Source organism: Crossiella sp. CA198 (assembly GCF_052078295.1).
Lineage (GTDB): Bacteria > Actinomycetota > Actinomycetes > Mycobacteriales > Pseudonocardiaceae > Crossiella.
Map to the genome: position 1 here is coordinate 139,646 of NZ_JBQJIM010000014.1, position 24,751 is coordinate 164,396.

The window sequence follows — 24,751 nt, forward strand, 5'->3', positions numbered from 1 at the left end:
GCTCGTATTGAAGATCCACGCGGTCTGTCCTACAGTACGACCGTATTGACCAGAGGGAGGAGAGCACATGGCCAAGAGCGTCAGCGCGATCGACGGTGTCCAGGGGGTGATCGCGCTGGTCGGGATCACCTTGGGCGGGGTGCCGCTGGTCCGCTGGTTCATCGAGGGACAGCACAGCGGGCCGTTCCGGTGGCTCTTCGGCGAGCAGACCGGAACCATGGGCTATGTGGCGCCGCTGCTGGTGATCGGGGTCGCGATCGGCCTGATCGCGGTGCTGGAACGGCGCAAGCGGGCCTGAAAAACCGCTTGGCCGGGGTCGAATAATCGGACCTGATGACGTTGATCGAGGTACCGCCCGCCTTCGCCGCCCTGCACGAGCAACACGACGGGGCCGACGGCCTGGCGTGGATCAAGACCCTGCCCGCGCTGGTCGCGGACTTCCTGGATCGCTGGGACCTGCGCCGCGACGGCGATCCCGCGCACGGCATGGCCTCACTGGTGCTGCCGGTGCGCCAGGCCGACGACAGCCTGGCCGTGCTGAAACTGCAGCGGGTCAACGAGGAGAACATCGGCGAACCGGTGGGACTGCGCAGCTGGGACGGCGACGGCGTGGTGCGGCTGCTCCGGCACGACGAGCCCAGCTGCACCATGCTGCTCGAACGCCTGGACGCCGCCCGCCCGCTCACCGTGCTGCCCGATGACGAGCAGGCCCTGACCATCCTCACCGGCCTGCTCGGCCGCCTGGTCAGCCTGCCCGCCCCGGCCGGGTTGCGGCGGCTGGCCGACATCGCCGCGGCCATGGTCGCCGACACCCCCGCCGCGGCTGCCCAGCTGCCCGACCCCGCCGAGGCCGAACTGCTGCGCGGGTACGCGGCCGCGGTCGCCGAGGTGCTCGACGAGCCCGGCGACCGGCTGCTGCACTGGGACCTGCACTACGAGAACGTGCTGGCCCCGCTACCCGGCGCCAACCGCGAACCCTGGCTCGCCATCGACCCGAAACCCCTGGCAGGCGACCCCTGCTTCGATCTGCAACCCGCGCTGAGCAACCGCTGGGCCGACCTGGTGGCCACCGGCGACCCACACCGCGCGCTACGCCGCCGCTTCGACCTGATGACCAGCCAGCTCGGCCTGGACCGGGCCAGGGCCACCCACTGGACACTGGGCCGGGTGCTGCAGAACAGCCTGTGGGACATCGAGGACGGCAAGCTCCGCCTCGACCCGGAACAGCGCGCCATCGCCGAAGCGTTGACCCCACACCGGGGCTGACCCACTCAACCCGATCGTGGCTGGCGTGCCACCCCGGCACAGCGCAGGCTCGGACCAGACCCGCCCACCCAGCCCCGAACGGACCCCCATGCCAGACCGCAACCCCGCCATCGTCTTCACCGAACACGGCGGCCCCGAGGTACTGCACCCCGCCGAGATCGACCAGCCCGAACCCGGCCCCGGCCAGGTCCGGCTCCGGGTGAAAGCCGCGGGCGTCAACCCCTTCGACAGCAAGGTACGCGGCGGCGCCTTCCCCGGCCTGCCCGCCGGGTTCCCCGCCGTGCCCGGCTCCGACGTGGCCGGGGTGATCGACGCCGTCGGCCCCGGTGTCACCGAGTTCGCCGTGGGCGATGAGGTGCTCGGCTCGGCCGCCACCGGCAGCTACGCCACCTACACCCTGGCCAGCCCGGCCAAACTCACCAGGAAACCCGCCGAACTCGACTGGGCCACCGCCGCCGGCCTGCCCGTGGTGGCCACCACCGCCTACCGGGTGCTCGCGCTGGTCGGCGCGCAGCCGGGGGAGACGGTGCTCATCGACGGCGCCGCGGGCGGCGTCGGCACCCTCACCGTGCAGCTCGCCCGGCACCAGGGCCTGATCGTGATCGGCACCGCGGGCGAGGCCAACCACGACTACCTGCGCGAACTCGGCGCGATCCCGGTCAGCTACGGCCCCGGCCTGGTGGACCGGGTCAAGGACATCGCCCCGCTGGGCGTGGACGCGGCCATCGACCTCTCCGGCCGCGGCGGCCTGCCCGCCCTGCTCACCCTGGCCGGTAGCCCGGAGCGGGTGGTCACCATCGCCGACGGCCAGGCCGCCGACTTCGGCGTCCGGGCCAGCTACGGCGGCCCCGCCGAAGAGGTCCCCGAGGCCCTGGCCGGCGCGGTCGCCCTGGTCGCCGCCGGCACGATCACCCTGCCGATCGCCCGCACCTACCCACTCAAGGACGCGGCCACCGCGCACCGGGACAGCGACAGCGGCCACGTCCGCGGCAAACTCGTCCTGCTGATCGACTGACAAATCAAGTTGCCGACCCCGGGCGCCGCCGACACCCTGCACGCATGACTGCCGCCCGGGTCGAACTGCTGCTCAAACAGCTCGACATCGCCTGGTCCCTGTTCGAGCACCACCTGACCGACCTGGACGACGCCGCCTGTCTGTGGGAGCCCGCCCCCGGCAGCTGGTCCGTCCGCCCGGACGAGACCGGAACCTGGCACGCCGACTGGGCCGAACCCGAACCCAGTCCCGCCCCACCCACCACCATCGGCTGGCTCACCTGGCACATCGGTTTCTGGTGGACCACCACCCACGGCCACCTGTTCGCCAACGGCGCCCCGCCCCGCGACCAGATCACCTGGCCCGGCACCGCCGAGTCCACCATCACCTGGCTCCGCGGCCTCAACGACACCTGGCGCGCCAGCCTGCTCCCACTCACCGACGCCGACCTGGACGCCAAGGACCGCACCGCCACCCTGCCCTGGGGCCCGGACTTCACCCTGGTCGACATCGCCGGCTGGGTCACCGTCGAACTGACCAAGAACGTCGCCGAGATCGGCCAGCTCCGCCATCTGCACCAAGCCCGCACCGCACGCTGACGTACCCCGGCACGTACACCCGTACGTCGAAACGCGTACCCCACCCGAGATCCACAACGGACGCCAACCCACCCCGAACTCCCTACCGTTCTGGACACCACCATCCAGAACACCCAGGGGGACACCATGAACCGAGCCCGCCTCGCCAGCACCGTCTCGATCACCTACGTCTGGGTCGCGATGATCGCCTGCGGCGGCGTGCTCGTGGAAACCGCGCTGCTCTACCCCAACATCTTCCGCGACCCACCCGCCTCCCTCGCCGAGTCGATGGCCTTCTTCCAGGTCGTCGGACCCGGCCACATCTTCCGGCCGCTCGGCATGGCCACCACGCTCACCGCGGTGCTCGCGGCGATCACCCTGTGGCGGCGGCCGCGGGCCCGCTGGTGGTTCGCAGCCAGCCTGATCACGTTGCTGGCAGGGGAGTTCCTGTTCTCCGCGCTGTACTTCTGGCCGCGCAACACGATCATGTTCACCGAGGGCCTTGCCGTGCACCCGGCGGAGTTCCTGCGCCAGACCGCCGCGGAGTTCGTCTTCGGCCACTACTTCCGGATCGCCTTCACCGTGGCCACCGCCGCCCTGGCCTTCACCGGCCTGCTCCGCTTCCAGCGCGGCCGGGACGTGGCGTGAGCACCCGCCCTGGTCCACAGTGGACACCATGCTGATCCGCCGCCCGCTGCTGACCGACGCGGCACTGGCGGTGCTGGTGGTGATCGCGGTCAGCGCGCCGATCATCGCCAACGTCGGCCGCACCGGTCAGCCCAGCCTGCTCGCCTTCGCCTTCGTCGGCGTGCTGGCCGGACTGATGTTCCTGCGCCGCCGCTATCCGGTGCTGATCATGCTGCTCAGCACGGCCGCGCTGATCGGCTACTACACCCTGGAACTGCCGCCGATCGGCCTGGCCGTGCCGCTGGCCGCCCCGCTGTACTCCGCCGCCGAACAGGGCCGCCCCCGCGCGGCCATCGGTGTGGCGGCCGCGGTCATGGTGATCTCCACGGTGGCCCGGCTCGGCGAGGGCGACGACCCGGCCTACGTGCTGGGCCTGGACTTCGGCGGCTGGATCGCCCTGTTCGCCGCGGTGATCGCCCTGGGCGACGCGGTCCGCTCCCGCCGCGGCTGGCGCGCCGAACTGGCCAAACAAGCCCGCGCGGCCGAGCAGGAACGCGAACGCGAGGCCGCCGCCCGGGTCGAGCAGGAACGGCTGCGCATCCTCCAACCCTCTCACCTGCACTGATGGCGTGGACAACGCGAGTATTGCGCTGTCCACGCCATCTACGTACACTCATACGTATAGCAAGCCAGGTGATGGGGGCTAGGATGCAGTCGTGCCGAACAAAACGATCTACGTGTCCGGTGAGGATCTGGAGCTGTTCCAGCGAGCACAGGCACTCGCCGGGGGCAGCCTGTCCGCCGCGATCGTGGCCGCCCTGCGGCGGTACGTAGACATCGAAGAGGGCCGGGCCGCGGGCTTCGACGAGATCGTGGTCAAGGTCGGACCCGGGGTCGGCCGCAAGGTGCGTTTCTCCGGGGTGCTGCTCGGGGAGTGGGGTGCGGCCTCCGATCAGCGGATGGAGGTCTACCGCGTCTACCGCTCCCGCACCGGCAAGTTCGTGCTGCACGTGGACCGCTCGCCGGACTGGACCTCCAACTGGACGCCGACCGAGAACGACCCGGCCGGGGCGAGTCCGCCCGCCGGTGGCTGGCGCGGCCTGATCGGCATGGGCCAGAACCAGAGCTGGACCAGCTTCCTCGGACTCGGCGAGCAGACCTGGGGTTTCGCCGAAGGGGAGGCCACCCTGGAGGTGGTCGAGACCGTGGAGCAGTTGCGGGAGAAGATCCCGGACGAGCTGTACACGCTGATCGCCCGCGCCGCCGAGCACCCGCCGGTCGAGGACCTCGACATCTGATCCGCTGTCCCGTCAGCGGTTTCTCCACACGGCCGTGAGCACGGCCGATACGCCAGGTTTCTTCGCGCTGCCCTGAGTTCGCCGTGTCCGCACTGGCGAGGCTGGTTCAACGCGCCCCTTGACATTAGCAAACGCAAAGGAAATGGGTTCATCATGAACATCCCGACCGGCCGGTCGGCGATCACCGCCACCGGTCTGCGCAAGTCCTACGGCGACCACCTCGTGCTCGACGGCCTGGAACTGGACGTCGCCGAGGGCACGATCTACGCCCTGCTCGGCCCGAACGGGGCAGGCAAGACCACCGCGGTCCGCATCCTGTCCACCCTGATCAGCCCGGACGGCGGGCAGCTGCGGGTGGCCGGGCACGACGTGGTCACCGAGGCGGCCAAGGTGCGCACCGCGATCGGCGTCACCGGGCAGTTCTCCGCGGTGGACAACCTGCTCACCGGCCGGGAGAACCTCCAGCTGATGGCCGACCTCAACCACCTCGCCCCGGCCGCGGGTCGTCGCCGCGCCGCCGGGTTGCTGGAGCGGTTCGACCTGGTCAAGGCCGGGGACAAGATCGTGGCCGGCTACTCCGGCGGCATGCGCAGGCGGCTCGACCTGGCCATGACCCTGGTCGGCTCACCCCGGGTGATCTTCCTCGACGAGCCCACCACCGGCCTGGACCCACGCAGCAGGCACACCATGTGGCAGATCATCCGGGACCTGGTCGCCGACCAGGGCGTGACGCTGCTGCTGACCACCCAGTACCTGGACGAGGCCGATCAGCTCGCCGACCGGATCGGCGTGCTCGACCACGGCAGGCTGGTCGCCGAGGGCACCGCGGACGAGCTGAAGCGCCGCATCCCCGGCGGATTCGTCCGCCTCCAGTTCCCCACCGGCGAGGAACTGGCCGCCGCCGCGCGGATCTTCCCGGCCGGCAGCAGTGATCCGGACGAGCGCACCCTGCAGATCCCCAGCGACGGCAGCGTGACCGAGTTGCGCGCGGTGCTGGACCGCCTGGACGGCCACTCGGTCGAGGTCGACCGGCTCACCGTGCACACCCCCGACCTCGACGACGTCTTCTTCGCCCTCACCGGCCACCCGGCCGACACTGACAAGGAACTGGCCCGATGACCACCATGTCCTACGCCGTCCGCGATTCGGTGACCATGCTGCGCCGCGATCTCCGGCATGCCCAGCGCTACCCGCTGATGACGGTCATGACAATCGTGATGCCGCTGCTCATGATGCTGTTGTTCGCCTTCGTCTTCGGCAACGCGATGTCCCCGGTGGCCCGCACCGGCAACTACCTGGACTACCTGACCCCAGGCATCATCGTGATGGCCATCGGCAGCGCCAGCGGCAGCGCGGTGGCGATCAAGGTGTGCACCGACATGCAGGAGGGCATCATCGCCCGGTTCCGCACCATGTCGATCAGCCGCGGCTCGGTGCTCAGCGGTCAGGTGCTGGGCAGCCTGATCCGCACCCTCATCAGCGTCACGCTGATCATCCTGCTGGCCGTGCTCATGGGCTTCCGGCCGACCGCGGGCGTGGGGGAGTGGCTGGCCGTGCTCGGCCTGCTCTCGCTGGTGATCATCGCCTTCACCTGGCTCGCGGTGGCCATCGGCCTGGCCACCAAGACCGTGGGCGGCGCCAACACCGCGGCCTTCCCACTCCAGTTCCTGCCGTTCCTGAGCAGCGCGTTCATCCCGACCTCGGCCATGTCCGACGGGGTGGCCCTGGTAGCCCAGCACCAGCCCTTCACGCCGATCATCGACACCCTGCGCGGACTGCTGACCGGCACGCCGATCGGCACCAGCTGGATCTTCGCCCTCGGCTGGTGCCTGCTGCTGACCGGCATCGGCTACTTCTTCGCGCTCCGTCGCTACAACAGTGATACGTCGCAATAACGTTTCGTCATACCAACGCAACGCAAACCAAAGCCAACCCGGCTGACCAACTCAATCCAGCCCTGGTTGACCTCCGATAATGTTCACTTATCGGAGGTCAACCAAGGCTTTCGTCTGCGCCGCCCACGCCGCCCTTATCCGATTTCGTTTCGTGTCGTTACGTGTGCTCGCGACGAAAGTAACGCTACGATTTACGGGTGAACGCCGAAGTGACCCGCGAGGCCGGAATATGCAACTACCCGGGCTGTAGCCGCCCGATCGCCCGCACCGGTGGCCCAGGACGCCCCTCGGAGTACTGCGACCTGCCCGAACACACCCGCTGGCGGGCCTGGCGAGAACGTCAACGCCAGCAACAGGGCGAAGAAGCTGCGGAATCCATCGTCACCGTGACGAAACAGCTGGGCCCTGTCACCGCGGCCCGACTACGCGCCGACGAGCTTCTGACGCAGTTCCGCACCCTGGCCGGCCAGCTCAACCAGACCCTCAACTCGGCGGTCACCGAACTGTCCACCCTGGCCGACCCCAGCGCCGCCGAGGCACAGGTGCAGGCGGTCCAGGCCGACGCCGCCCGCCGCATCGCCGAGGCCGAGTCCACCGCGGTCGCCGCCGAAGGGGCCCGCCGCGAAGCCGAGTCCGCCCGCGCCCAGGCCGAAGCCGCCGCCGACGACGCGGCCGGCGCCGCCGAAGCCGCCGAACAGGAGGCGATCACCGCCCTGGCCGCCCGCGACCACGCCGAAGCCCAGGCCCAGACCGCCACCCGCCAGGCCGCCGAAGAAGTCCTCGCCGCCCGCAACGAAGCCGAGGTCCTCATCCAGGGCGTGCGCCGGGACGCCGCCGCCGAGATCGAACGCGCCCGCGAGGAATCGGTGGCCCAGGCCGAACAAGCCCGCCGTCAGGCCGCCAAGGACGTCGAGCAAGCCCAGCGTGAGGCCGCCGCCTCCATCGAGGCGGTCCAACGCGACGCCGCGGCCGCGGTGGAACGAGCCCAGCGCGAGGCCACCAACACCATCGCCCAGATCAAACAGGAAGCCGCCACCGCCACCCAGCACGCCGAACGCACCGCCCAGCTCAGCGTCACCAAAGCCGAACAGGCCCGCGCCGAAGCCGTCACCAGGGCCGACCGCGCCGACCAGTCCGCCAAGGACGCCCGCGAGGAACTCGACCACACCCGCGCCGAACTCCGCACCCTGCGCGAAACCCACACCAGGGACCTGGCCGCCGCGGTCGAGTCCGCCCGCAGCACCGCCGAGGAACGCCTGGCCGCCCTGGACGAGGCCCGCGCCCAGACCCTGGCCCGCGCCGAACGCGCCGAACGCCAACTGGACCAGCTCATGGCCAGGTGAGCCTGCCCGAGGTCGCACCTCATGCCAGCAGGGTGCCCGGGATCGGCTGGTACGGCTGGAAGAAGTCGTTGGCGCTCGCCCCGGCCAGGGTGAGCACCAACGACGGCACCGCCACCCCGTCGAGCTGCTCGCGGATGATGTCGGCGTGGCCCGCGTGCCGGGCACACTCCTCGACCAGGTGCACCAGGAAGTAGCGAGCGTGAATCGGCCGGGCGTCGAAGATCCCATGCCACGGCGCGGGTGGTGCCATGGTGTCGCCGGCCGGATCGGTCGCGGCGACCGCGGCCAGCAGCTGAGCCCGCACCCGGTCGAAGTCCTCGATGGTCCCGGCCACCGTCTCGTCCTCGCGCACGGTGAAGCTGTCGGTGAACGCGGCGTACGCCGCCCCATCGACCGGCTGCTCGGTGACTTCGGTGCGCAACCGCTCCAGCGCTCCACCCAGGACGTAGGCCGCGTGTTTGATGATGCCCCCGACCGACAACGCGCTCCGGCACGGCGTCTCGCGCGCCTGCTGCTCGGTCAGGCCGAACGCGGCGGCCCGGATGGCCGTGAGCTGCTGGTCGAGGTAGTTGACCAGGCCCGTGATCTCGTCGTGCTGGGCGGGTGCGTACATGGGTCGTCCTCCAGGCTCCATGGTGTCGTTGTGGAGACGATTCTGCCGACCGTGTAGGTCAGTTCCGGTCCGCCTTGGCTCGCGCCGAACGCCACTGCGCCTGGTATGCCTGGGCCAGGTGGTCCTGGTAGCGGGCGTGGCGGAACTGGTAGGCCGACCCGGCCTGGCGCAGCACACCCCGGTGGTGGGCGTCGGCCAGGAAGGCGGGCAGCGACCAGGGCAGCCTGCCGGTCAGCGGCAGCCACACCCGGGACAGGGCCAGCCACTGGCCCCAGGCGGTCGCGCTGAGCACATAGCCGAACGCGGCGCTGAAGCCAGTGCTGAGGCCCAGCGTCAGCGCGAAGGGAAGGTCCCAGATGACGCCGATCCCGAATTCGGCCGCGGGTGCGCGGATGAGCGCGACTACAGCTCCGGTGCCGAGCCCGATCACCAGCAAGAACACCGGGACCACGACGAGCAGCCGGATCGTCTCGTGCTCCCGGCTGGTCCGCAGCAAGGAGGTGGGGTTGAGAGCGGCTGTGGTGTCCAGCGGGGTTTCCAGCCAGGCCGTGACCAGGGCGGTGGCCGCACCGGCGAGCCCGTAGAGCGGCACGTAGACGATCACGTCCACGAGCAGGACGCCGACCGGCTCGAAGGCGCCCAGGACCAGGGCGGTCTGGAGCTGGCGCACGCAGGCCGACGCCACGCCGAAGAGCAGTCCGATCACCAGCGCCCACCGCACGCGCTGGCGGAGCTGCGCGCGCGGCAGGCCGGCCGCCCCGCGCAGTCGCATCCGCACCCTGGCCGGTTCCAGCGCGCCGGGGGCGAGCCACAGCGCCCCCCGGTGCACGACGCCGAAGGCGATCCCGGTCAGCAACCCCTGCAACAGCCCGTGGGCCAGCCCGCGCACGCTCCCGGTCCCGAGGGTGTCCGCGACCGCGACCATCAGCCCGGTCGCCAGACCGGAGACCAGGCCGACCACCAGTGCACGGGTCCGGCGACGGAGGGTCTCGCCCAGTTGCCACCACTGGAGGTCGGGTTTGCCAAGCCGGTTCAGGTGCCAGGCGAGGTAGCTCAGCCAGCGTTCGGCCAGCCTGGGGTCCCAGCGCCGGCGGCCCGGTTCGGGCGGGCGCTGGTAGGCGGCGGTGGTGAAGGTGCCGATGAGGTAGGTCTCGATGGCCTCACGGGAACCGAACCGGCCGCGGTCCAGCAGTTCGGCCGGGTCCTTGCCGGGCACATCGCTGTAGACACCGCGGGCCATCGCGACCATCAACGGGGTGCTCAGCACCGCGGTGAGTCGCGCACCCGCCGGGCTCCGGGGGTTGCCGTGCAGTTCGCGGAGGACCGCCGCCCACCCGCGGTCGGTGCGGGCGATGCGCGGCAGGTAGGCGGTCAGGTCCGCCGGGGTCAGGTCGGCCAGCTCGACCACGGCGGCCCCGGAGAGTACCCGGGCGCAGGCCACCGCCGCCGCGTACTGCTCGGTGCGGCCGGTGAGCAGCAGCGGCATGGTGGTGGCGTTGAGTTCGGCCAGCGCGGCGGTGTGCAGACCGTTGGCGATCTCGTCGAACCCGTCCAGCACCGGCAGGACGCGGCGGTCCTTGACCAGCCCGGCGGCCGTGGGCTGCCCGGCCGCCAGTATCGGATAGTCCTTCCGCAGCTGGCTGACCAGCCAGTTCTCCAGCGTGATGGTGGTGGGATCCCAGGCGGCCAGGCTGAAGATGACCGGCACGACCCCGGTGCCGGTACGGTTCTCCAGCAGGTCCAGGACGAACCGCAGGGTCAGGATCGTCTTGCCCGATCCGGGTTTGCCCAGCACCACCAGCCGCCCGGACGGCACCCGGCGGTAGACCTCCACGATCTCGGCCAGTCCGCCGTCCAGCGGCAACGGGTCGGCCGTGGCCCCGGCGGGCAGACAGCGGATGTTGGCCCAGTGGTCAGTCGGCACCTCGGCCGCGCGCCGCCACCGGACCGGCAGTGGGAACGGCGCCGAGATCCGCAGCCGGTCCTCCTCCGCGCGCCACTGGGCCCGCACCGCACCTGCCAGGTGCTCGGCGGCCTGCTCCAGCGGGTCGGCAGGCGCGGCGACCGTCAGATGGATGTGCTGGTCACCGTGCACCGCGCCGACCTGTGCCACCTGGGACACCGTCTTCGAGGTGATCTGGTTGTGCGACCGATCCGGCTCTGACCTCGCCACCAAGCGTTCCCCCCTCCGGCCCGCTCGGTTCCATCCTCCCGCTGGCACCCCTGGGGCAGCTTGGGCCGATCAGGCGACTCGTCGCACCCAAGGTGTGATTCCGGTGCAGGATCTGGCCTCTGACCTGCGCAGTAGTTACTGTTATGCCAATTGACACAGCAGTAAAGATCCCACTACGGTTTTCCCCATGGATGAGGCCAGGGGGAGGGGACGACCCCGAAAGGACCCGGCCGCGCTGGCCCGGTGGACGCCGCCCGAGGGGTGGTCCCGGCTGGTCGCCTGGATCTCCCCGGAGGAGAAGAAGGCGCTCAAGCACGTCGCCGTCGAGGCGGACACCTCGGTGGCGGACCTGGTGCGGGCGCTGGCCGCCGGGCTGGTCGGCGGGGTCATCACCTATGCGGAACTGATCGGGCAAGTCTCGAAGGGAAAACAGGTCATGGAGAAGATCCCCACGCTCTTCGAGCGCGACGAACGATTCCGGGTGGTCGACCGGCCGCGGGCGGAGTGCGCGTGGGTCTTCGACGGCGCCGGGGTCGGCACCGAGAAGCTCGACGGCACCAACGTCCGGCTGACCGTGCGCGCCGGCCGGGTGGTCCGGGTGGAGAAGCGGCGCAATCCGAGCAAGGAGCAGAAGCAGCTCGGGATCGTCGACGGCTGGTACGTGGACACCAGCGAGAACTCGGCCGAGGACAGGTGGATCCACACCGCGGCCGGCAACACCGACGTCTCCGGCTGGCCCGACGGCGAGCACCCCTGCGAAGCACTCGGCCCCCGGGTCCAGGGCAATCCGCTGGCCCTGGCGGAGCACCTGTGCGTGCCGTTCAACCTCCAGGCGCCGACGATCTCCGAGGTGCCACGCGACTTCGAGCAGCTACGCGACTTCCTGGCCACCCTGGACAGCAGGTTCGCGCCGGGACATCTCGCGGAAGGCATCGTTTTCCACCACCCGGACGGGCGCCGGGCCAAGATCAAGCGCAAGGACTTCGGACTCGGCGCCAAGTAGGGGTCCCGATTTGCCCGAACCCCCGACAGCGCAGGTCAGCGCGACCTAGCATCCGGCCATGATCCTTCGACGGGTATTACGCGCGTTCACCGCCGTCGCGCTGGCCGTTCCGCTCGCCCTCACCGGTGTCACCGGGACGGCCTCGGCGGAGACCCCGGCACGGCAGTTGCTGTTCTTCAACCACGGTTATGGGGTGCTGGACCGGGAGACCGCTGACGCGATCGAGCACTCCCCGTACATGAAGGAGTTCTCCAACTTCACGGTGCAGACCAATACCGGCGCCGGCGGCCAGAAGTGGACCGGCCGCTACCTGATGGGCCGGGAGACCTACGTCGAACTGTTCGGCGTTGGCGACCTGCCGGGCTCGGACGGCAAGCTCGGCGCCACCGGGTTCGGTGTCTCCCCCGACCACGCCGGCGACCTCAAGACGGTGCGCCAGCGCCTGGTGGACCAAGGCGTCAAGCCGGTCGACTTCCAGCAGACCAGGGACTTCGGCGACGGCAAGCCGGTGCCGTGGTTCGACGCCATCTTCACCAGTCCCGAACCGTATGAGTCATTGAACGCGTGGGGCATGGAGTACCGGGAGGAGTTCCTGTCCGACCCGCGCACCAAGATCGGCCCGCCCGCCTACCCCGGTGACGTCAGCCGGGACCGCTACCTGTCCGAGAAGTACCGCGACTTCCTGATGCGGGATGTCTCCGCCATCCACCTTGCCATCACCTCGCGGGACCTGAACGTGACGTTGCCGCTGCTCAAGGCCGGTGGCTTCGTGGTCGTGCCGACTCCCGGCGGGGTGCTGGCCACCCGTGGCGGCACCACGATGCGCTTGGACGCGGTGCCGCTGGCCGAGATCGGCCTGCGGAGCATCGAGTTCACCCTGAACCGGCCGCTGGGGGCCCGGCAGGAGCACCGGATCGGCCGCTCGACCCTGGCCGTCGGACCCGGCGCCCGCGCCACCTGGACCTTCCAGCGGTGAGCCGCCATCACTGAGTTGACCGGGGTGGCGGCCGCGCTGGACCGAGGTGCGGCGGTGGTCCTGCCCAATCCGTATCCGTTGACCTCGGTGGTGGCCGCCGCCACCGCCGAGGCAGTCAACGCCGCCAAGGGCCGTCCCGCCGACCAGGCGGTGGCGTTGTGGCTGGCCGAGGACGGGCCGTGGGCGGAACTGGCCGCCGTCCTGGACCTCGATCCGCGCGGTGTCGCCCTGGCGAGAACGCTCCTGGTCGAGGAGCGGGTGACGGCGTTGCTGCCGATCACCCCGGCCGCGCCGCGCTGGGTCCTGGACGCGGCGCGGCAGGGGTTCGTGCTGGTGTTCGGCTCGTGCTGGGCGCCGTTGCGGCCGCTGCTCACCCACCCGCTGCGGGTGAGCAGCGCCAACCGCACCGGCCGCGCACCGGTGGCAGGCCCGGCGGCCGCGCGGGCGGAGTTCCCCCCGGATGTGCCCGTCCTGGACGCGGGAGACGGCCACCCCGGCCGGGATCGGCGCGCCACCAGCACCCTGCGCGTCACCCGGGCTGGGGTCGAGCACGTCCGGCCCGGGGCGCAGTGCCACACCCACGGCGGACCGGCCGCCTACCTCGCCCACCTGCGCGGCAAGTGGGCGTGAGTAGGTCGGCGAAACTTGGTCCGCCGCGGATGTCGAGAACGGCCGACGGGTTTCGTCCCAGGGACATCAGCGGCCACCACCGGCCGCGCGAGGCAGGAGGAGAATCACCATGGCGATTCAGCGGATGGACCACGTCGGCGTTGTGGTCGAGGACCTCAAGGCCGCCATCGCGTTCTTCGTCGAACTGGGCCTGGAACTGGAGGGCGAGGCACCCGCTGAGGGCCAGTGGCTGGACCGCATCGTCGGACTGGAGCGGGTCCAGGTCGAGGTCGCGATGGTGCGCACGCCGGACGGCCACGGCAAACTCGAACTGACGAAGTTCCGCTCCCCTCGGGTGCGCGCCGGTGAACCGGACGCCCCGGCGAACACGCTGGGCCTGCGCCGCGTCATGTTCACCGTGGACGACATCGAGGACACCATCACCCGCCTGCGGGCCCATGGCGCGGAACTCGTCGGCGAGGTGACGCAGTTCGAGAACCTGTTCCGGCTCTGCTACCTGCGTGGCCCCGCGGGCATCATCGTCGCCCTGGCCGAGCAGATCAGCTGATCTGGTCGCAGAAGACCAGGTTGACCAGCTTCTGCTGCGCCTTCTGGAACTCCACCGCCGGGTTGATCGCGGCGTCCCCCGCGGTCAGCGAGGCCTCCAGGGTCCGGCTGCCGTCGGGTGTGCTGTAGAGCAGCGCGCCCGAGCCGTTGACGCCGCCGTTGTGGTAGAGCAGGGTGCCGCCGCAGGTCGGGCCCGCCTCCAGCACGCGCAGGCCGAGGCCGAAACCGCTCTTGGGGTGCGGGACGCGCATCTGGGCCAGCAGCTGGGCAGGCAGCAGCTTCCCGCCCAGCAGTCCGGCGAAGAAGACGCGCAGGTCCTTGGTGGTGGAGATCATGTCACCGGCGCTGGAGATCCAGGACGGGTTCTGCCGGGTGACGTCGATCGTCTTCCACTGCCCGGCGTCCTCGTACCGGTAGTAGCTGTGCGCGTGCGGTCCGGGGATCTCCGTCGAGGCGCCCGGCGACACGGTGTCCCGCAGCCCGAGCGGCCGCAGGATCCGCCGCTGCAACTCCTCGGCGAACGGGCGGCCGGTGACCTGCTCGACCAGCAGCCTGGCCACCACGTAGTTGGTGTTGGAGTAGTTCCAGTCCGCGCCCGGCGCGAACCTCGGCGGCTTGGACAGGGCGAATCGGACCAGCTCCGCGGGCTGGTAGGTGTGGAAGCGCTTGTCCACCCATTCCTTGCCCTGCCAGGGGATTCCTGGCACGACCGTGCCGTCGGGGTAGTACTCGCCGGTGTGGTCGAACAGTCCGCTGGTGTGCGCCAGCAGCATCCGCACGGTGATCCGCCGGTCCAGGGCGAACTGCGGCAGGTACTCCACCGCAGGGGAGTCCAGGCCGATCCGGCCCTCGGCCACCAGTTGCAGCACCAGGGTCGCGGTGAAGACCTTGGCGTTGCTGCCGATCCGGAACCGCCCGTTGGTCGGCGGTTTCGCGGTCTCGCCCGGTTTGCGCACCCCGGCGCTGCCGACCCAGTCGCCGCGCTGGTCGTGCACCCGCAGCTGCGCTCCGCCGAAACCGTTGTCCACCAGCGATTCGATGGCCTGCTGCAGCTCGGGGCGGTGCGGCTGGGCCGCGGCCGCCGGCAGTGCGCTGCCGACGGCCGCCCCGGCCACCAGGGTGACGGCCAGCGCGGTGGCCCCCACTCGCCGGAAGGTCCGTGAGTTGGTGTTGTGGTGTGTCATGCGGTCAGCGTTCAGCTTGACCTTGGGTCAAGGTCAAGCCCAGTGCTCAGTAGGCCACGGTGAACCGGCCGCGGTGCCGGGGCCGCTCGGCCTCGTCCAGCAGCGCCACCGCGAAGTCCTCCATGGAGATCGCGGAATCGCCCTGCTCGTCGATGAGCAGCTCGTCCTTGCCCGTCCGGTAGCGGCCGGTGCGCACCCCGGGTTCCAGCAGCATGGGCGGGCTCAGGTAGGTCCAGTCCACCCCGGTGCTCGCCTCGGCGACGGCCAGCTGGTCCTTGCAGGCCAGCGCGATCGGCCGCAGGTGCGCCGGGAAGTCGGCGGTGTCCACCAGCAGTTCGCCGGTGGCCACCCGCAGGCTGGCCGAGCCGCCGACCAGCAGCAGCCGGACGTCACGTTCGCGCAGGCCGGTGAACAGCGCTTCGGTGACCTGGACCAGTTCCGGCTCCCGGCCCGGTCGCGGGCGGGTCGCGGTGATCACCAGGTCCGCCTCGGCGGCCAGGGCGGCGATGGCGGCCGGGTCGGTGGCGTCGGCGGCGCGGTGGGTGGCCTGCGGGTGCAGGTCCGGGAAACGGGCTGCCGAGCGGGCCACGGCGGTGACCTGGTGGCCGCGGGCAAGGGCCTCGGCGACCATGCGGCTGCCGGTGGCTCCGGTGGCGCCGAACACGGTGATGCGCAAGGGAAATCAGCTCCTGACGAGAGTGCGGGCGGGGAGTTGGGCGGTGACCACCGCGGCCAGCACGACGAGACCGCCGAGCCCCTGGACCGGGGTGAGGTGCTGGCCGAGCACGAGCCAGCCGAGCAGGGTGGCGACCAGTGGGCTGAGCAGGCCGAGGAAGGTGACCTCGGTGGGGGAGAGGGCGTGGATACCGCGGAACCACAGCGCGTAGGCGAAGGCCGAGCCGATGATCGCCAGGTAGGCGTAGCCGAGCAGGTTGGGCCCGGTCAGCGCCGCGGGCGGCGGCCCTTCTGCGAACAGGGTGACCGGGACCAGCAGCAGTCCGCCCGCGGCGAGTTGCCAGCCGGTGACCGCGAGCATCGGGGCGTCGGCCCGCCAGCGTTTGCTCAGCACCACGCCTAGGGCCATCACCACCGCGCCGGCCAGCGCGGCCGCGATGCCGACGCCGTCCAGCTCGGCGTCGGCGCGCAGCACCAGGAGGCTGACCCCGGCGAACCCGGCCAGCCCGGCGACCAGGGTCCGGGTGGTGAGCTTCTGGCCGAGCAGTCCGGCGGCGAAACCGGCCACCAGCAGCGGCTGGATCGCGCCCAGGGTGGCCGCGACACCCCCGGGCAGCCGGTAGGCGGCGATGAACAGCATCGCGTTGAACACGCCGATGTTGAGCGCGCCCAGCACCGCCGCCCGCCACCACCACTGACCGCGCGGTAATCGCCGGGTGATCAGGATGAGCAGCAAACCCGCTGGCAGGGCGCGGAGCACCGAGGCCAGCAGTGGCCGGTCGGGCGGGAGCAGTTCGGTGGTGACGAGGTAGGTGGATCCCCAGACGGCGGGGGCGAGTGCGGTGGCCAGCACAACCCCCAGGCGATTGCTTAGCACTAAGACAATGTATCTCATCGCTAAGGCATCTAGGATGGGGTGGTGACAGATCACGTCGACCGCGTGCTCGCCCAGTGGGCCGCCCAGCGCCCTGACCTCGATGTCTCACCCATGGCCGTGCTCGGCAGACTGGCCAGGGCCAACCGGCTCACCGGCGCCTCGATGGACAAGACCTTCGCCGCCCACGGCCTGGACCGTCCCTCCTTCGACGTGCTGGCCACCCTGCGCCGCAACAACCCGCCGCACCGGCTCACCCCGGCCGAACTCATGCGCTCCTCGATGGTCACCTCCGGCGCGATCACCCAGCGCCTGGACCGCCTGCAGGCCCGCGGCCTGATCACCCGCGAACCCAGCCCCACCGACGGGCGGGTGGTGCACGTCCAGCTCACCGCCGAGGGCAAGCAGCTCATCGACCAGGCCCTGCCCGACCACCTCGCCACCGAGGAGTACCTGCTCGCCGCGCTCACCCCGGCGCAGCGCGCCGACCTCGCCGCCATCCTGCGCACGCTGCTGATCTCCTTGGGTGACAGCGTGTTCTGAGCTGTGAAGGCTCTCAGCAACGCCTCGGTAGCGTCGGCCCGTGAGATCAACTCTTCGTCGGCTCGCGGCGCTGCTGCTCACCTTCGTCAGCCTCACCGTGGCCCTGCCCGGCACCGCGGTGGCCGGGGTCCGCCCGGAACTCCAGCGGGAACTGGACGGCATGGTCGCCGCCGGGGTGCCCGGCGTGGTGCTCACCGTGCGCACCGGCGACCGGGTGCACCGGGCACGGGCGGGGGTGGCCGACCTGGACACCGGTGCGCCACTGCCCGCCGACGGGCGGTTCCGGATCGCCAGCCTGACCAAACCACTGGTCGCCACCGTGCTGCTGGGACTCGTGCACGAGGGCAGACTCGCGCTGACCGACACCCTGGGCCACCGGCTGCCCGGCGTGGTCCCCGGCGGCGACGGCATCCGGATCGAACAGCTGCTGCACAACACCAGCGGCCTGACCGACTACACGGCCGCGCCCGAGTTCGCCGATCCGGCGGTCTACACCCAGCGCCACCACTCGCCGGCGGATCTGGTGCGCGCCGCCAACGCCCTCGGCCACAGCCCGCCCGGCGCCTGGAAGTACAGCAACACCAACTACATCCTGCTCGGCATGATCATCGAACGGGCCACCGGCGACACCCTGGACAACCAGTTGCGGCAGCGGGTGTTCCGGCCCGCGGGCATGCACGCCAGCGAACTGCCCCGGCACCCGCGGCTGTGGGGTCCGCACGCCTCCGGCCACTACCGGATCGACCCCGGCCCTCGGGTCGAGCTGACCGAGCTGGACCCGTCCTTCGCCTGGGCCGCCTACGGCGTGGTCTCCACCGCGGGCGACCTCCAGCGCTTCCACACCGCCCTGCACTCCGGTGTCCTGCTGCCACCCGGGCTGGCCGAGCGCATGCGCACCGACGCGGTGGCCACGACGAACCCGGTGTGGCCCCGCTACGGCCTTGGCGTGGAGGAGATGAGCACCACCTGCGGCGTCCGGTTGTGGGGCCACACCGGCGCGATCCCCGGCTACTCGACCATGGCCTTCGCCACCGCCGACACCCGCAGGCAGGTGATCCTGTCCAGCTCGCTGTTCAGCCCGAGGGACGGCAAGCAGGTCCTGCACATGGTGAATGTGATCAACTGGGAGTTCTGCGGCGAACCGTGGCGGCCGCCGAGCTGAGGCGGCAGGCTGGTCCGTCGTGCGCATCCTGTTCACCTTCGCCGGCGGCAACGGCCACTTCGAACCGCTGATCCCACTGGCCACGGCGGCACTCGCGGCCGGGCACACCGTCGCCTTCGCCAGTGGCCCCGGGCTGCGCGCGGCGGTCGCCGCGGCCGGGTTCACCGTCTTCGCGGTCGGCTCCGGCGGGCCGGACAACGCCGCCGCGATCACCCCGCTGGCACCCCTGGACCCGGAGCGCGAACGCCGTGATCTGCGGGAGGGTTTCGCCCGGCGGGTCACCGGCGAACGCCTGCCCGGCCTGTTGACTCTGCTCGCGCGGTGGCGGCCGGATGTCCTGGTCCGGGACGGGGCCGACTACGCGGCGGCGATCGCGGCCGACCAGCTCGGGCAGCCCTGCGCTTCGATGACCTGCATGCCCGCGGGCGGCTTCGCCACCGATGAGGTCGTCGGCGGTCCCTTGCACGAGTGGCGGGCCACCCAGGGACTGGCGCCGGATCCCGGGCTGAGTATGTTGCGCCGTCTGGTGCTGGCCGGGTTGCCGCTGTCCTTCCGCGACCCGGCCGACCTCGGTCCGCAGCCCCCGCACGTGCGCGTCGAGCGCTACCGGCCGCAGGCGGAGATCCTGCCGCATTGCGACCTCGTGGTCTCCCAGGGCGGATCCGGCGCGGTCACCGGCACCCTCGCGCACGGCCTGCCCGCCCTGCTGCTGCCCATGGGCGCCGACCAGCCGCACAACGCGGCACGGTGCGCCGCACTCGGCTTCGCCAAGGTGCTCGACCCCACCACCGCCACCCCGGACCAGGTGCGTGCCAATGCCGCCGCACTGCTCACCGATCCTGAGTATGCGCGCCGTACCCAGGAGTACGCCGGAGAGATCGCCGCGTTGCCGGGTCCGGACATCGCCCTGGAATGGATCACCGCACTGCGCTGAGGACGTGTTCAATGGCAGCGGCAGTGATCCACAAAAGCAAGGAAGTGCGGATGCGGACCCGGCGATCGTTTCTCGGACTGGCCACCGGCGCGGCACTGGCCGCCGCCATCCCCGGCGGGACCGCGTCCGCCGCGACCCCGGGCGCGACCGGACGGCTGCGCGAGCTGGAACGCGAACACGGCGCCCGGCTGGGCGTCTACGGCCGCAACCTCGGCACCGGGCGGACCGTGGCCTACCGGGCCGACGAGCTGTTCCCGCTCTGCTCCAGCTGGAAGCCACTGGTCTCGGCCGCGATCCTGCGCGATCTGGACCAGCACGGCGAGGTGCTGGCCAAGCGGATCCACTACACCCAGGCCGACCTGGTCACCTACTCACCGATCACCGGCACCCCCGAACACCTGGCCAACGGCATGACCATCGCCGAACTCAGCGCGGCCGGCATCTGCCACAGCGACAACTCCGCGGCCAACTTCCTGCTCCGCGAGATCGGCGGCCCCACCGGCATCACGAAGTTCTGCCGCTCCCTCGGCGATCACCGCACCCGGCTGGACCGGTGGGAGACCGAGCTGAACTCCGCCGAACCCTGGCGGATCACCGACACCACCAGCCCACGCGCCATCGCCACCACCTACCGCCGCCTGCTGCTCGGCGACGCCCTCACCCCGCCCGACCGGCGACAGGTCACCGACTGGATGCTGGCCAACACCACCAGCGGCGACCGCTTCCGCGCCGGACTGCCCAAGGACTGGAAGCTGGCCGACAAGACCGGCACCGGCTCCTACGGCACCAACAACGACGTCGGCATCGCCTGGACCCCGGACGGCACGCCGATCCTGCTCGCGGTCTACAGCACCAAACCGGAGCAGGCGGCCAAGCCGGACAGTCCCCTGGTCGCCAAGGCCGCCGCGGTGCTGGCCGACACACTGGGCTGAGTTGCCCGACGCGGGGTGTCGATCTGCGGCAGGCTCGTTCGTCGGGTGAGCGACACCCGAACCCGGAAGGGGACCTCCGATGACCGAGCCGCAGATCCAGACCCGCGCCGCCCAGCCCTACCTGGGCGTGACCGCCACGGTCACCATGACCACCTTCCACCTCGTCGCCGACCGGATCGGCGAGATCGTCGGCCTGCTCCTGAGCCGTGGGCAGGAGATCGCCGGCGCCCCGTTCCTCCGCTACCACGTGATCGACATGGACGCCGAGCTGGTGGTGGAGGCCGGGGTGCCGGTGGCCGAACCGCAGCCCGGCGAGGGCGAGATCAAGCCGGGCGAGCTGCCCGCCGGGCGCTACGTCACCCTCATCCACCACGGGCACCCGGACGGGCTGATCGAGACGATCACCGGCATGTTCGCCTGGGCCGAGGCCCAGGGCCTGACCTGGGATATGACCACCTCCGCACAGGGTGAGCACTGGGGCTGCCGGATGGAGAGCTACCTGACCAACCCGCAGGTCGAGCCGGACATGAACAAGTGGGACACCGAGCTGGCCTACCGGCTCGCGGACTGAAGGCGCCCGGACATGCCACACACGGTGACCGTCAACGGCGTCCCCACCTGGTACGACGTCCGCGGCGACGGCGAGGCGCTGGTGCTGCTGCACGGCGGCATGACCGACGCCCGCTGCTTCGCGGGCAACCTGGACGGCCTGGCCGGGCACTTCCAGGTCTACCTGCCCGAACGCCGCGGCCACGGCCACACCCCCGACGTCGACGGGCCGATCAGCCACGACCTCATGGCCGAGGACATGATCGCCTTCATCGACACCGTCATCGGCGCCCCGGTGCACCTGGCCGGGTACAGCGACGGCGCGGTGGTCGCGCTGCTGCTGGCACACCGGCGACCGGACCTGGTCCGCAAACTGGTGCTGATCAGTGGCGTGCACGACCACACGGGCTGGCTGTTCACGCCGGAGCCGGGCGGCGAGATCCCCGAGGTGATCACCAGGGCCTACGCCGAGGTGGCCCCGCACCCACCGGAGCACCTCCAGGTGGTGGCGGGCAAACTCGCCGAGTCCGCCAGGGACGAGACCCTGCTCAGCACCGCGGAGTTGGCCGGGATCAGCGCGCGCACCCTGGTGCTGGCCGCCGATGACGACATCATCAGCCTGGAACACACCCTCGCCCTCTACCGCGGCATCCCCACCGCCGAGCTGGCTGTGGTGCCTGGTACCTCGCACGCGCTGTTGGAGGAGAAACCCGTGCTGTGCCGGGAGATCGTCGGCGAGTTCCTGCGTAACGAGGCCGTGTCCACCTGGATACCGATCCGACGCGCGGGCTGAACACGCGAGGTGGATGATCTCGCCCATGGGCGATGTCGCTATCGAGATCGACAGCCTCACCAAGGACTACGGTCGGCGGCGCGCACTGGACGCGCTGACCCTCCAGGTCCGCACCGGTGAGGTTTTCGGTTTCCTGGGTCCCAACGGGGCCGGCAAGACCACCACCATCAGGATCCTGCTCGATCTGCTGCGCCCCACGTCCGGCCGGGCCACCGTGCTCGGCCTGGACGTGCGGCGGCAGGCGATGGCCCTGCACCAGCGAATCGCCTACGTGCCAGGCGATGTCGCGCTCTGGCCGCAGCTCACCGGTGGCCAGGCCATCGACGCCCTGCTGCACCTGCACGGCACTCCCGGCGATCAGGCCCGCCGCGCCGAGCTGATCGAACGCTTCCAGCTCGACCCGTCGCTGCGCTGCCGCACCTACTCCAAGGGCAACCGGCAGAAGGTCGCCCTGGTCGCCGCCTTCGCCACCGGCGCCGAACTGCTCATCCTGGACGAGCCGACCAGCGGGCTGGACCCGTTGATGGGGGAGACCTTCCGGGAGTGCGTGCGCGAGGCCCGCGCCGACGGCCGGACGCTGTTCCTGTCCTCGCACATCCTCGGCGAGGTCGAGTCCATCTGCGACCGGGTCGGCGTGGTCCGCGCCGGACAACTGGTGGACAGCGGCACGCTGACCGACCTGCGGCACCTCTCCGCCTACACCGTGGAGGCCGAACTGGCCGGCCCGGTGCAGGTCGACGGGCTGCCCGGGGTCACCGATCCGATCCTCACCGAACCCGAGAGCGGCCACTACCGGCTCACCTGCCGTGCCCAGCCCGGCACCATGGACCGGCTGCTGGCCGCACTGGCCACCGCGGGCGTGCACACCCTGACCAGCCGCCCGCCCACCCTGGAGGAGCTGTTCCTGGGCTACTACACCGAGGCGGAGAAGTGAACGCGCTGCTGCTGCGGCTGACCCTGGGCCGGGTGTGGGTGCGCACCCTGTCCTGGGGCGCGGCCATCGCGGTGCTGATGATCGTGGGCATCGCCGCCTACCAGGAGGCCTTCCCCGACCCGGCCCAGCGCGAGGCGGCCATCGCCGGACTGGCCAGCCAGCCCGCGCTGTACGCCACCCTGGGCAAACCGGGGGACATCGGCAGCCTCGGCGGATTTGTCAGCTGGCGGATGGGCCAGTTCGAGTGCGTGGTCATCGCGCTCTACGCCGCCCTCACCCTCGCCCTGCTGACCAGGGGCGATGAGGAGAACGGGCTGCGCGAGGCGGTGTGGGCCGGATCCGTGCGCCGCACCGCCCCGCTGACCGCCGCGCTGCTCGTGGTCGGCACCGGCACGCTGCTGCTGGGCGCGGTGATCACCCTGGTCATGCTCGTCGAGGGCACCCCGGTGCTGGGCGCGGTGCTCTTCGGCGCGGCCTGCGCCGGGGCCGGACTCGCCCACCTCGGGATCGCCGCGCTGTGCAGTCAGCTGGCCACCTCCCGGCGCGCGGTCAGCGGCCTCACCGGCGCGGCGCTGGCCACCGGATACGTGCTGCGCGTCCTGGCCGATGCCAACACCGACGTGTCCTGGCTGCGCTGGCTCAGCCCACTCGGCTGGGCGCAGTACGTGGACGCCTACACCACCAACCGCGCCTGGCCACTGCTGTTGCTCGTCGGCCTTGCCGTGCTGACCGCCACCGCCGCGCTGGTCCTGGAGGCCCGCCGCGACCTGGGCGCCGGACTGCTGCACGCCCGCCCCGGCCCCGCGCACGGCCGCTCGCTGCGCACCGTCGAACTGCTCACCCTGCGCCTGCACACCGGCATGATCCTGGGCTGGGCCGCCGGACTGGGGGTGCTGGCCGCCTCCATCGGCGCGATCGTGGACGGCGTCTCCACCGTGCTGGCCGGTAACCCGCAGCTCAGCGCCATGCTCGCGGCCGTGGCCGGTGGCGAGCGCCGGTTCACCGAGGCGTTCCTGGCCACCCTGTTCCAGATCATCGGCCTGCTCATCGCGCTGGTCGCCGCCCAGGGCGTGGTCAGCGCCAGGGAGGCCGAACGCACCGGCCAGGCCGAGGTGCTGCTGGCCCGCCCGCTGACCAGGGCCCGCTGGCTCGGCGCGCACCTGCTGACGGGGTTGCTGTCGGCAACCCTGGTGGCCACCCTCGCCGGGTCGGCGGCCGCGCTGTCCTGGTGGGCCACCGGCGGTCATGACACCTCGGTGCTGGTGGCCGCGGCGCTGAACAGCCTGCCGGCGGCCGCGGTCTTCGCCGGGCTGGCCACCCTGCTCATCGCGGTGCTGCCGCGCTGGGCGGTTTCCCTGGGCACCACGCTGCCGCTGGCCGGATTCGTGCTCGCCCTGTTCGGCCCGCTGATCGACCTGCCGACCTGGCTGCTGGACGTCTCCCCGTTCCGGCATCTGGCGCTGTTGCCCGCCGAGTCCTTCGACGGCGCCTCCGCGCTGGTCCTGCTGGGAGTGGCGGCACTGTTCGCGGCCGCCGGACTGGTCCTGGTGCAGCGCAGGGACCTGCGGATCGGCTGAGCCGGAAACCCGGTTGAGCACCACGGGCGGGGTTGGTTGGCTGCCCACATGCTCCCCGACCCCACCCGCGCGGACGCCGCGGTCGTGCTCATCGGCGAATGGACCAGCACCGACCCCGAGGCTGAACTCGACTGGCTCGCCGCCGAACCGCTACCCGAGGGCTGCCAGTTCATGGCCTCCTACCGGTGCACGGACGGGGTGAACCTGCTGCACTACTCGCAGTGGACCACCAGCACCGCCGCCCGCGCGCACGCCGCCACCGCGCCGATCCCCGTCACCGAGTTCCGGCACTATCGCAGCCGGGTCGATACCACCGGGCCGGTCGGCTGCGTGGTCATCGCCCAGCTCGGCATCGCCGTCGCGGACCCGCAATGGCTACGCGACTTCGTCGACCGGATGTTCACCACCGGCGAGGAAGCCGACGCCGCGGGCATGGTAATCCCCGGCCTGCTGGCCGCGCACTTCTACTTCAGCATCGACGGCACCGACATCCGCAACTACGCCGAGTGGACGGATCCGGGCTGCCACCGGGCCATGACCGGCGCCGACGAGAGCCCGGCCTGGAAGCGCTATCTTCCACGCCACGCCCGCACGCTCTGAAAAACAAGCGACCAAAGGGCCATGTTCCGTTCACCTGTTCCCCTCCTACGGT

At 71.2% G+C, this 24,751-nt stretch carries 28 protein-coding genes; 23 read left to right on the forward strand and 5 right to left on the reverse strand.

Features of this window, described 5'->3' with window-relative positions; translation table 11 throughout:
* The first annotated feature begins 67 nt into the window (after positions 1-67).
* The 10 genes from ACTOWY_RS23990 to ACTOWY_RS24035 all read left to right on the forward strand — a co-directional run bounded on the left by ACTOWY_RS23990 (position 68) and on the right by ACTOWY_RS24035 (position 8,001).
* The gene (locus ACTOWY_RS23990; protein ID WP_247756866.1) at positions 68-298 is read left to right on the forward strand and encodes a hypothetical protein; all 231 of its coding nucleotides are present in this window, start codon (positions 68-70) and stop codon (positions 296-298) included.
* Positions 299-333: 35 nt separating this feature from the next.
* Complete coding sequence (locus ACTOWY_RS23995) at positions 334-1,266, forward strand: aminoglycoside phosphotransferase family protein (protein WP_441311905.1); 933 nt, start codon at positions 334-336, stop codon at positions 1,264-1,266.
* An 88-nt stretch (positions 1,267-1,354) separates the two neighbouring features.
* Entirely contained in the window at positions 1,355-2,281 is a 927-nt protein-coding gene (locus ACTOWY_RS24000) for an NADP-dependent oxidoreductase (RefSeq protein ID WP_441311906.1), read from the forward strand.
* 44 nt (positions 2,282-2,325) lie between these two features.
* Complete coding sequence (locus ACTOWY_RS24005; RefSeq protein WP_441311907.1) at positions 2,326-2,859, forward strand: DinB family protein; 534 nt, start codon at positions 2,326-2,328, stop codon at positions 2,857-2,859.
* Positions 2,860-2,985: 126 nt separating this feature from the next.
* A complete protein-coding gene (locus ACTOWY_RS24010; RefSeq protein ID WP_441311908.1) occupies positions 2,986-3,486 on the forward strand; it encodes a DUF1772 domain-containing protein in 501 nt (166 codons plus the stop codon).
* 28 nt (positions 3,487-3,514) lie between these two features.
* Positions 3,515-4,090, forward strand: a complete 576-nt coding sequence (locus ACTOWY_RS24015; protein WP_441311909.1) for a DUF7134 domain-containing protein — start codon at positions 3,515-3,517, stop codon at positions 4,088-4,090.
* A 91-nt stretch (positions 4,091-4,181) separates the two neighbouring features.
* The gene (locus ACTOWY_RS24020) at positions 4,182-4,763 is read left to right on the forward strand and encodes an EXLDI protein (RefSeq protein WP_441311910.1); all 582 of its coding nucleotides are present in this window, start codon (positions 4,182-4,184) and stop codon (positions 4,761-4,763) included.
* Positions 4,764-4,916: 153 nt separating this feature from the next.
* Positions 4,917-5,882 carry an ATP-binding cassette domain-containing protein gene (locus ACTOWY_RS24025; protein ID WP_441311911.1) on the forward strand — a complete coding sequence of 322 codons (966 nt, stop codon included), beginning with the start codon at positions 4,917-4,919 and terminating at the stop codon, positions 5,880-5,882.
* The gene (locus tag ACTOWY_RS24030; RefSeq protein ID WP_441311912.1) at positions 5,879-6,658 is read left to right on the forward strand and encodes an ABC transporter permease; all 780 of its coding nucleotides are present in this window, start codon (positions 5,879-5,881) and stop codon (positions 6,656-6,658) included. Before ACTOWY_RS24025 ends, ACTOWY_RS24030 begins: the two co-directional genes overlap by 4 nt.
* Before the next feature lie 197 nt (positions 6,659-6,855).
* Positions 6,856-8,001 carry a hypothetical protein gene (locus ACTOWY_RS24035; protein WP_441311913.1) on the forward strand — a complete coding sequence of 382 codons (1,146 nt, stop codon included), beginning with the start codon at positions 6,856-6,858 and terminating at the stop codon, positions 7,999-8,001.
* Positions 8,002-8,020: 19 nt separating this feature from the next.
* Here the strand turns inward: ACTOWY_RS24035 and ACTOWY_RS24040 are convergent, their stop codons facing one another.
* Together ACTOWY_RS24040 and ACTOWY_RS24045 are read right to left on the reverse strand one after the other, a co-directional pair.
* Entirely contained in the window at positions 8,021-8,614 is a 594-nt protein-coding gene (locus tag ACTOWY_RS24040) for a DinB family protein (RefSeq protein ID WP_441311914.1), read from the reverse strand.
* A gap of 58 nt (positions 8,615-8,672) precedes the next feature.
* Positions 8,673-10,787, reverse strand: coding sequence for an NACHT domain-containing protein (locus tag ACTOWY_RS24045; protein WP_441311915.1), 2,115 nt, complete (start codon positions 10,785-10,787; stop codon positions 8,673-8,675).
* 187 nt (positions 10,788-10,974) lie between these two features.
* On the opposite strand from ACTOWY_RS24045, the gene ACTOWY_RS24050 reads away from it, so the two are divergent.
* From ACTOWY_RS24050 to ACTOWY_RS24065, 4 genes are all read left to right on the forward strand, one after another.
* The gene (locus ACTOWY_RS24050; RefSeq protein WP_441311916.1) at positions 10,975-11,790 is read left to right on the forward strand and encodes a hypothetical protein; all 816 of its coding nucleotides are present in this window, start codon (positions 10,975-10,977) and stop codon (positions 11,788-11,790) included.
* Between the two features lie 58 nt (positions 11,791-11,848).
* Positions 11,849-12,766 (forward strand): DUF5829 family protein, encoded by a 918-nt coding sequence (locus ACTOWY_RS24055; protein ID WP_441311917.1) that lies wholly within the window; start codon positions 11,849-11,851, stop codon positions 12,764-12,766.
* 15 nt (positions 12,767-12,781) lie between these two features.
* A complete protein-coding gene (locus ACTOWY_RS24060) occupies positions 12,782-13,396 on the forward strand; it encodes a hypothetical protein (RefSeq protein WP_441311918.1) in 615 nt (204 codons plus the stop codon).
* Between the two features lie 109 nt (positions 13,397-13,505).
* Complete coding sequence (locus tag ACTOWY_RS24065) at positions 13,506-13,943, forward strand: VOC family protein (RefSeq protein ID WP_441311919.1); 438 nt, start codon at positions 13,506-13,508, stop codon at positions 13,941-13,943.
* Here the strand turns inward: ACTOWY_RS24065 and ACTOWY_RS24070 are convergent.
* The 3 genes from ACTOWY_RS24070 to ACTOWY_RS24080 are packed head-to-tail and all read right to left on the reverse strand — an operon-like array spanning position 13,936 to position 16,678.
* Complete coding sequence (locus ACTOWY_RS24070) at positions 13,936-15,126, reverse strand: serine hydrolase domain-containing protein (RefSeq protein WP_441311920.1); 1,191 nt, start codon at positions 15,124-15,126, stop codon at positions 13,936-13,938. The genes ACTOWY_RS24065 and ACTOWY_RS24070 overlap by 8 nt on opposite strands.
* Positions 15,127-15,172: 46 nt before the next feature.
* Positions 15,173-15,802 carry an NAD(P)-dependent oxidoreductase gene (locus tag ACTOWY_RS24075; RefSeq protein ID WP_441311921.1) on the reverse strand — a complete coding sequence of 210 codons (630 nt, stop codon included), beginning with the start codon at positions 15,800-15,802 and terminating at the stop codon, positions 15,173-15,175.
* A gap of 6 nt (positions 15,803-15,808) precedes the next feature.
* Entirely contained in the window at positions 15,809-16,678 is an 870-nt protein-coding gene (locus ACTOWY_RS24080) for an EamA family transporter (RefSeq protein ID WP_441311922.1), read from the reverse strand.
* Positions 16,679-16,720: 42 nt separating this feature from the next.
* Between ACTOWY_RS24080 and ACTOWY_RS24085 the strand changes: the two genes are divergently transcribed.
* The 9 genes from ACTOWY_RS24085 to ACTOWY_RS24125 all read left to right on the forward strand — a co-directional run bounded on the left by ACTOWY_RS24085 (position 16,721) and on the right by ACTOWY_RS24125 (position 24,699).
* Entirely contained in the window at positions 16,721-17,218 is a 498-nt protein-coding gene (locus tag ACTOWY_RS24085; RefSeq protein WP_441311923.1) for a MarR family winged helix-turn-helix transcriptional regulator, read from the forward strand.
* A 40-nt stretch (positions 17,219-17,258) separates the two neighbouring features.
* The gene (locus tag ACTOWY_RS24090) at positions 17,259-18,380 is read left to right on the forward strand and encodes a serine hydrolase domain-containing protein (protein WP_441311924.1); all 1,122 of its coding nucleotides are present in this window, start codon (positions 17,259-17,261) and stop codon (positions 18,378-18,380) included.
* A 19-nt stretch (positions 18,381-18,399) separates the two neighbouring features.
* Positions 18,400-19,314, forward strand: a complete 915-nt coding sequence (locus ACTOWY_RS24095) for a glycosyltransferase (RefSeq protein ID WP_441311925.1) — start codon at positions 18,400-18,402, stop codon at positions 19,312-19,314.
* Between the two features lie 50 nt (positions 19,315-19,364).
* Positions 19,365-20,246 carry a class A beta-lactamase gene (bla, locus tag ACTOWY_RS24100; protein ID WP_441311926.1) on the forward strand — a complete coding sequence of 294 codons (882 nt, stop codon included), beginning with the start codon at positions 19,365-19,367 and terminating at the stop codon, positions 20,244-20,246.
* Between the two features lie 79 nt (positions 20,247-20,325).
* Complete coding sequence (locus ACTOWY_RS24105) at positions 20,326-20,817, forward strand: GyrI-like domain-containing protein (RefSeq protein WP_441311927.1); 492 nt, start codon at positions 20,326-20,328, stop codon at positions 20,815-20,817.
* Positions 20,818-20,829: 12 nt separating this feature from the next.
* Complete coding sequence (locus ACTOWY_RS24110; RefSeq protein WP_441311928.1) at positions 20,830-21,588, forward strand: alpha/beta fold hydrolase; 759 nt, start codon at positions 20,830-20,832, stop codon at positions 21,586-21,588.
* Positions 21,589-21,613: 25 nt separating this feature from the next.
* Positions 21,614-22,522: an ATP-binding cassette domain-containing protein gene (locus tag ACTOWY_RS24115; RefSeq protein WP_441311929.1), complete on the forward strand. Its 909-nt coding sequence runs from the start codon at positions 21,614-21,616 to the stop codon at positions 22,520-22,522.
* Positions 22,519-24,099 (forward strand): ABC transporter permease, encoded by a 1,581-nt coding sequence (locus tag ACTOWY_RS24120; RefSeq protein ID WP_441311930.1) that lies wholly within the window; start codon positions 22,519-22,521, stop codon positions 24,097-24,099. Before ACTOWY_RS24115 ends, ACTOWY_RS24120 begins: the two co-directional genes overlap by 4 nt.
* Before the next feature lie 48 nt (positions 24,100-24,147).
* Entirely contained in the window at positions 24,148-24,699 is a 552-nt protein-coding gene (locus ACTOWY_RS24125; RefSeq protein WP_441311931.1) for a hypothetical protein, read from the forward strand.
* Positions 24,700-24,751 lie beyond the last annotated feature (52 nt).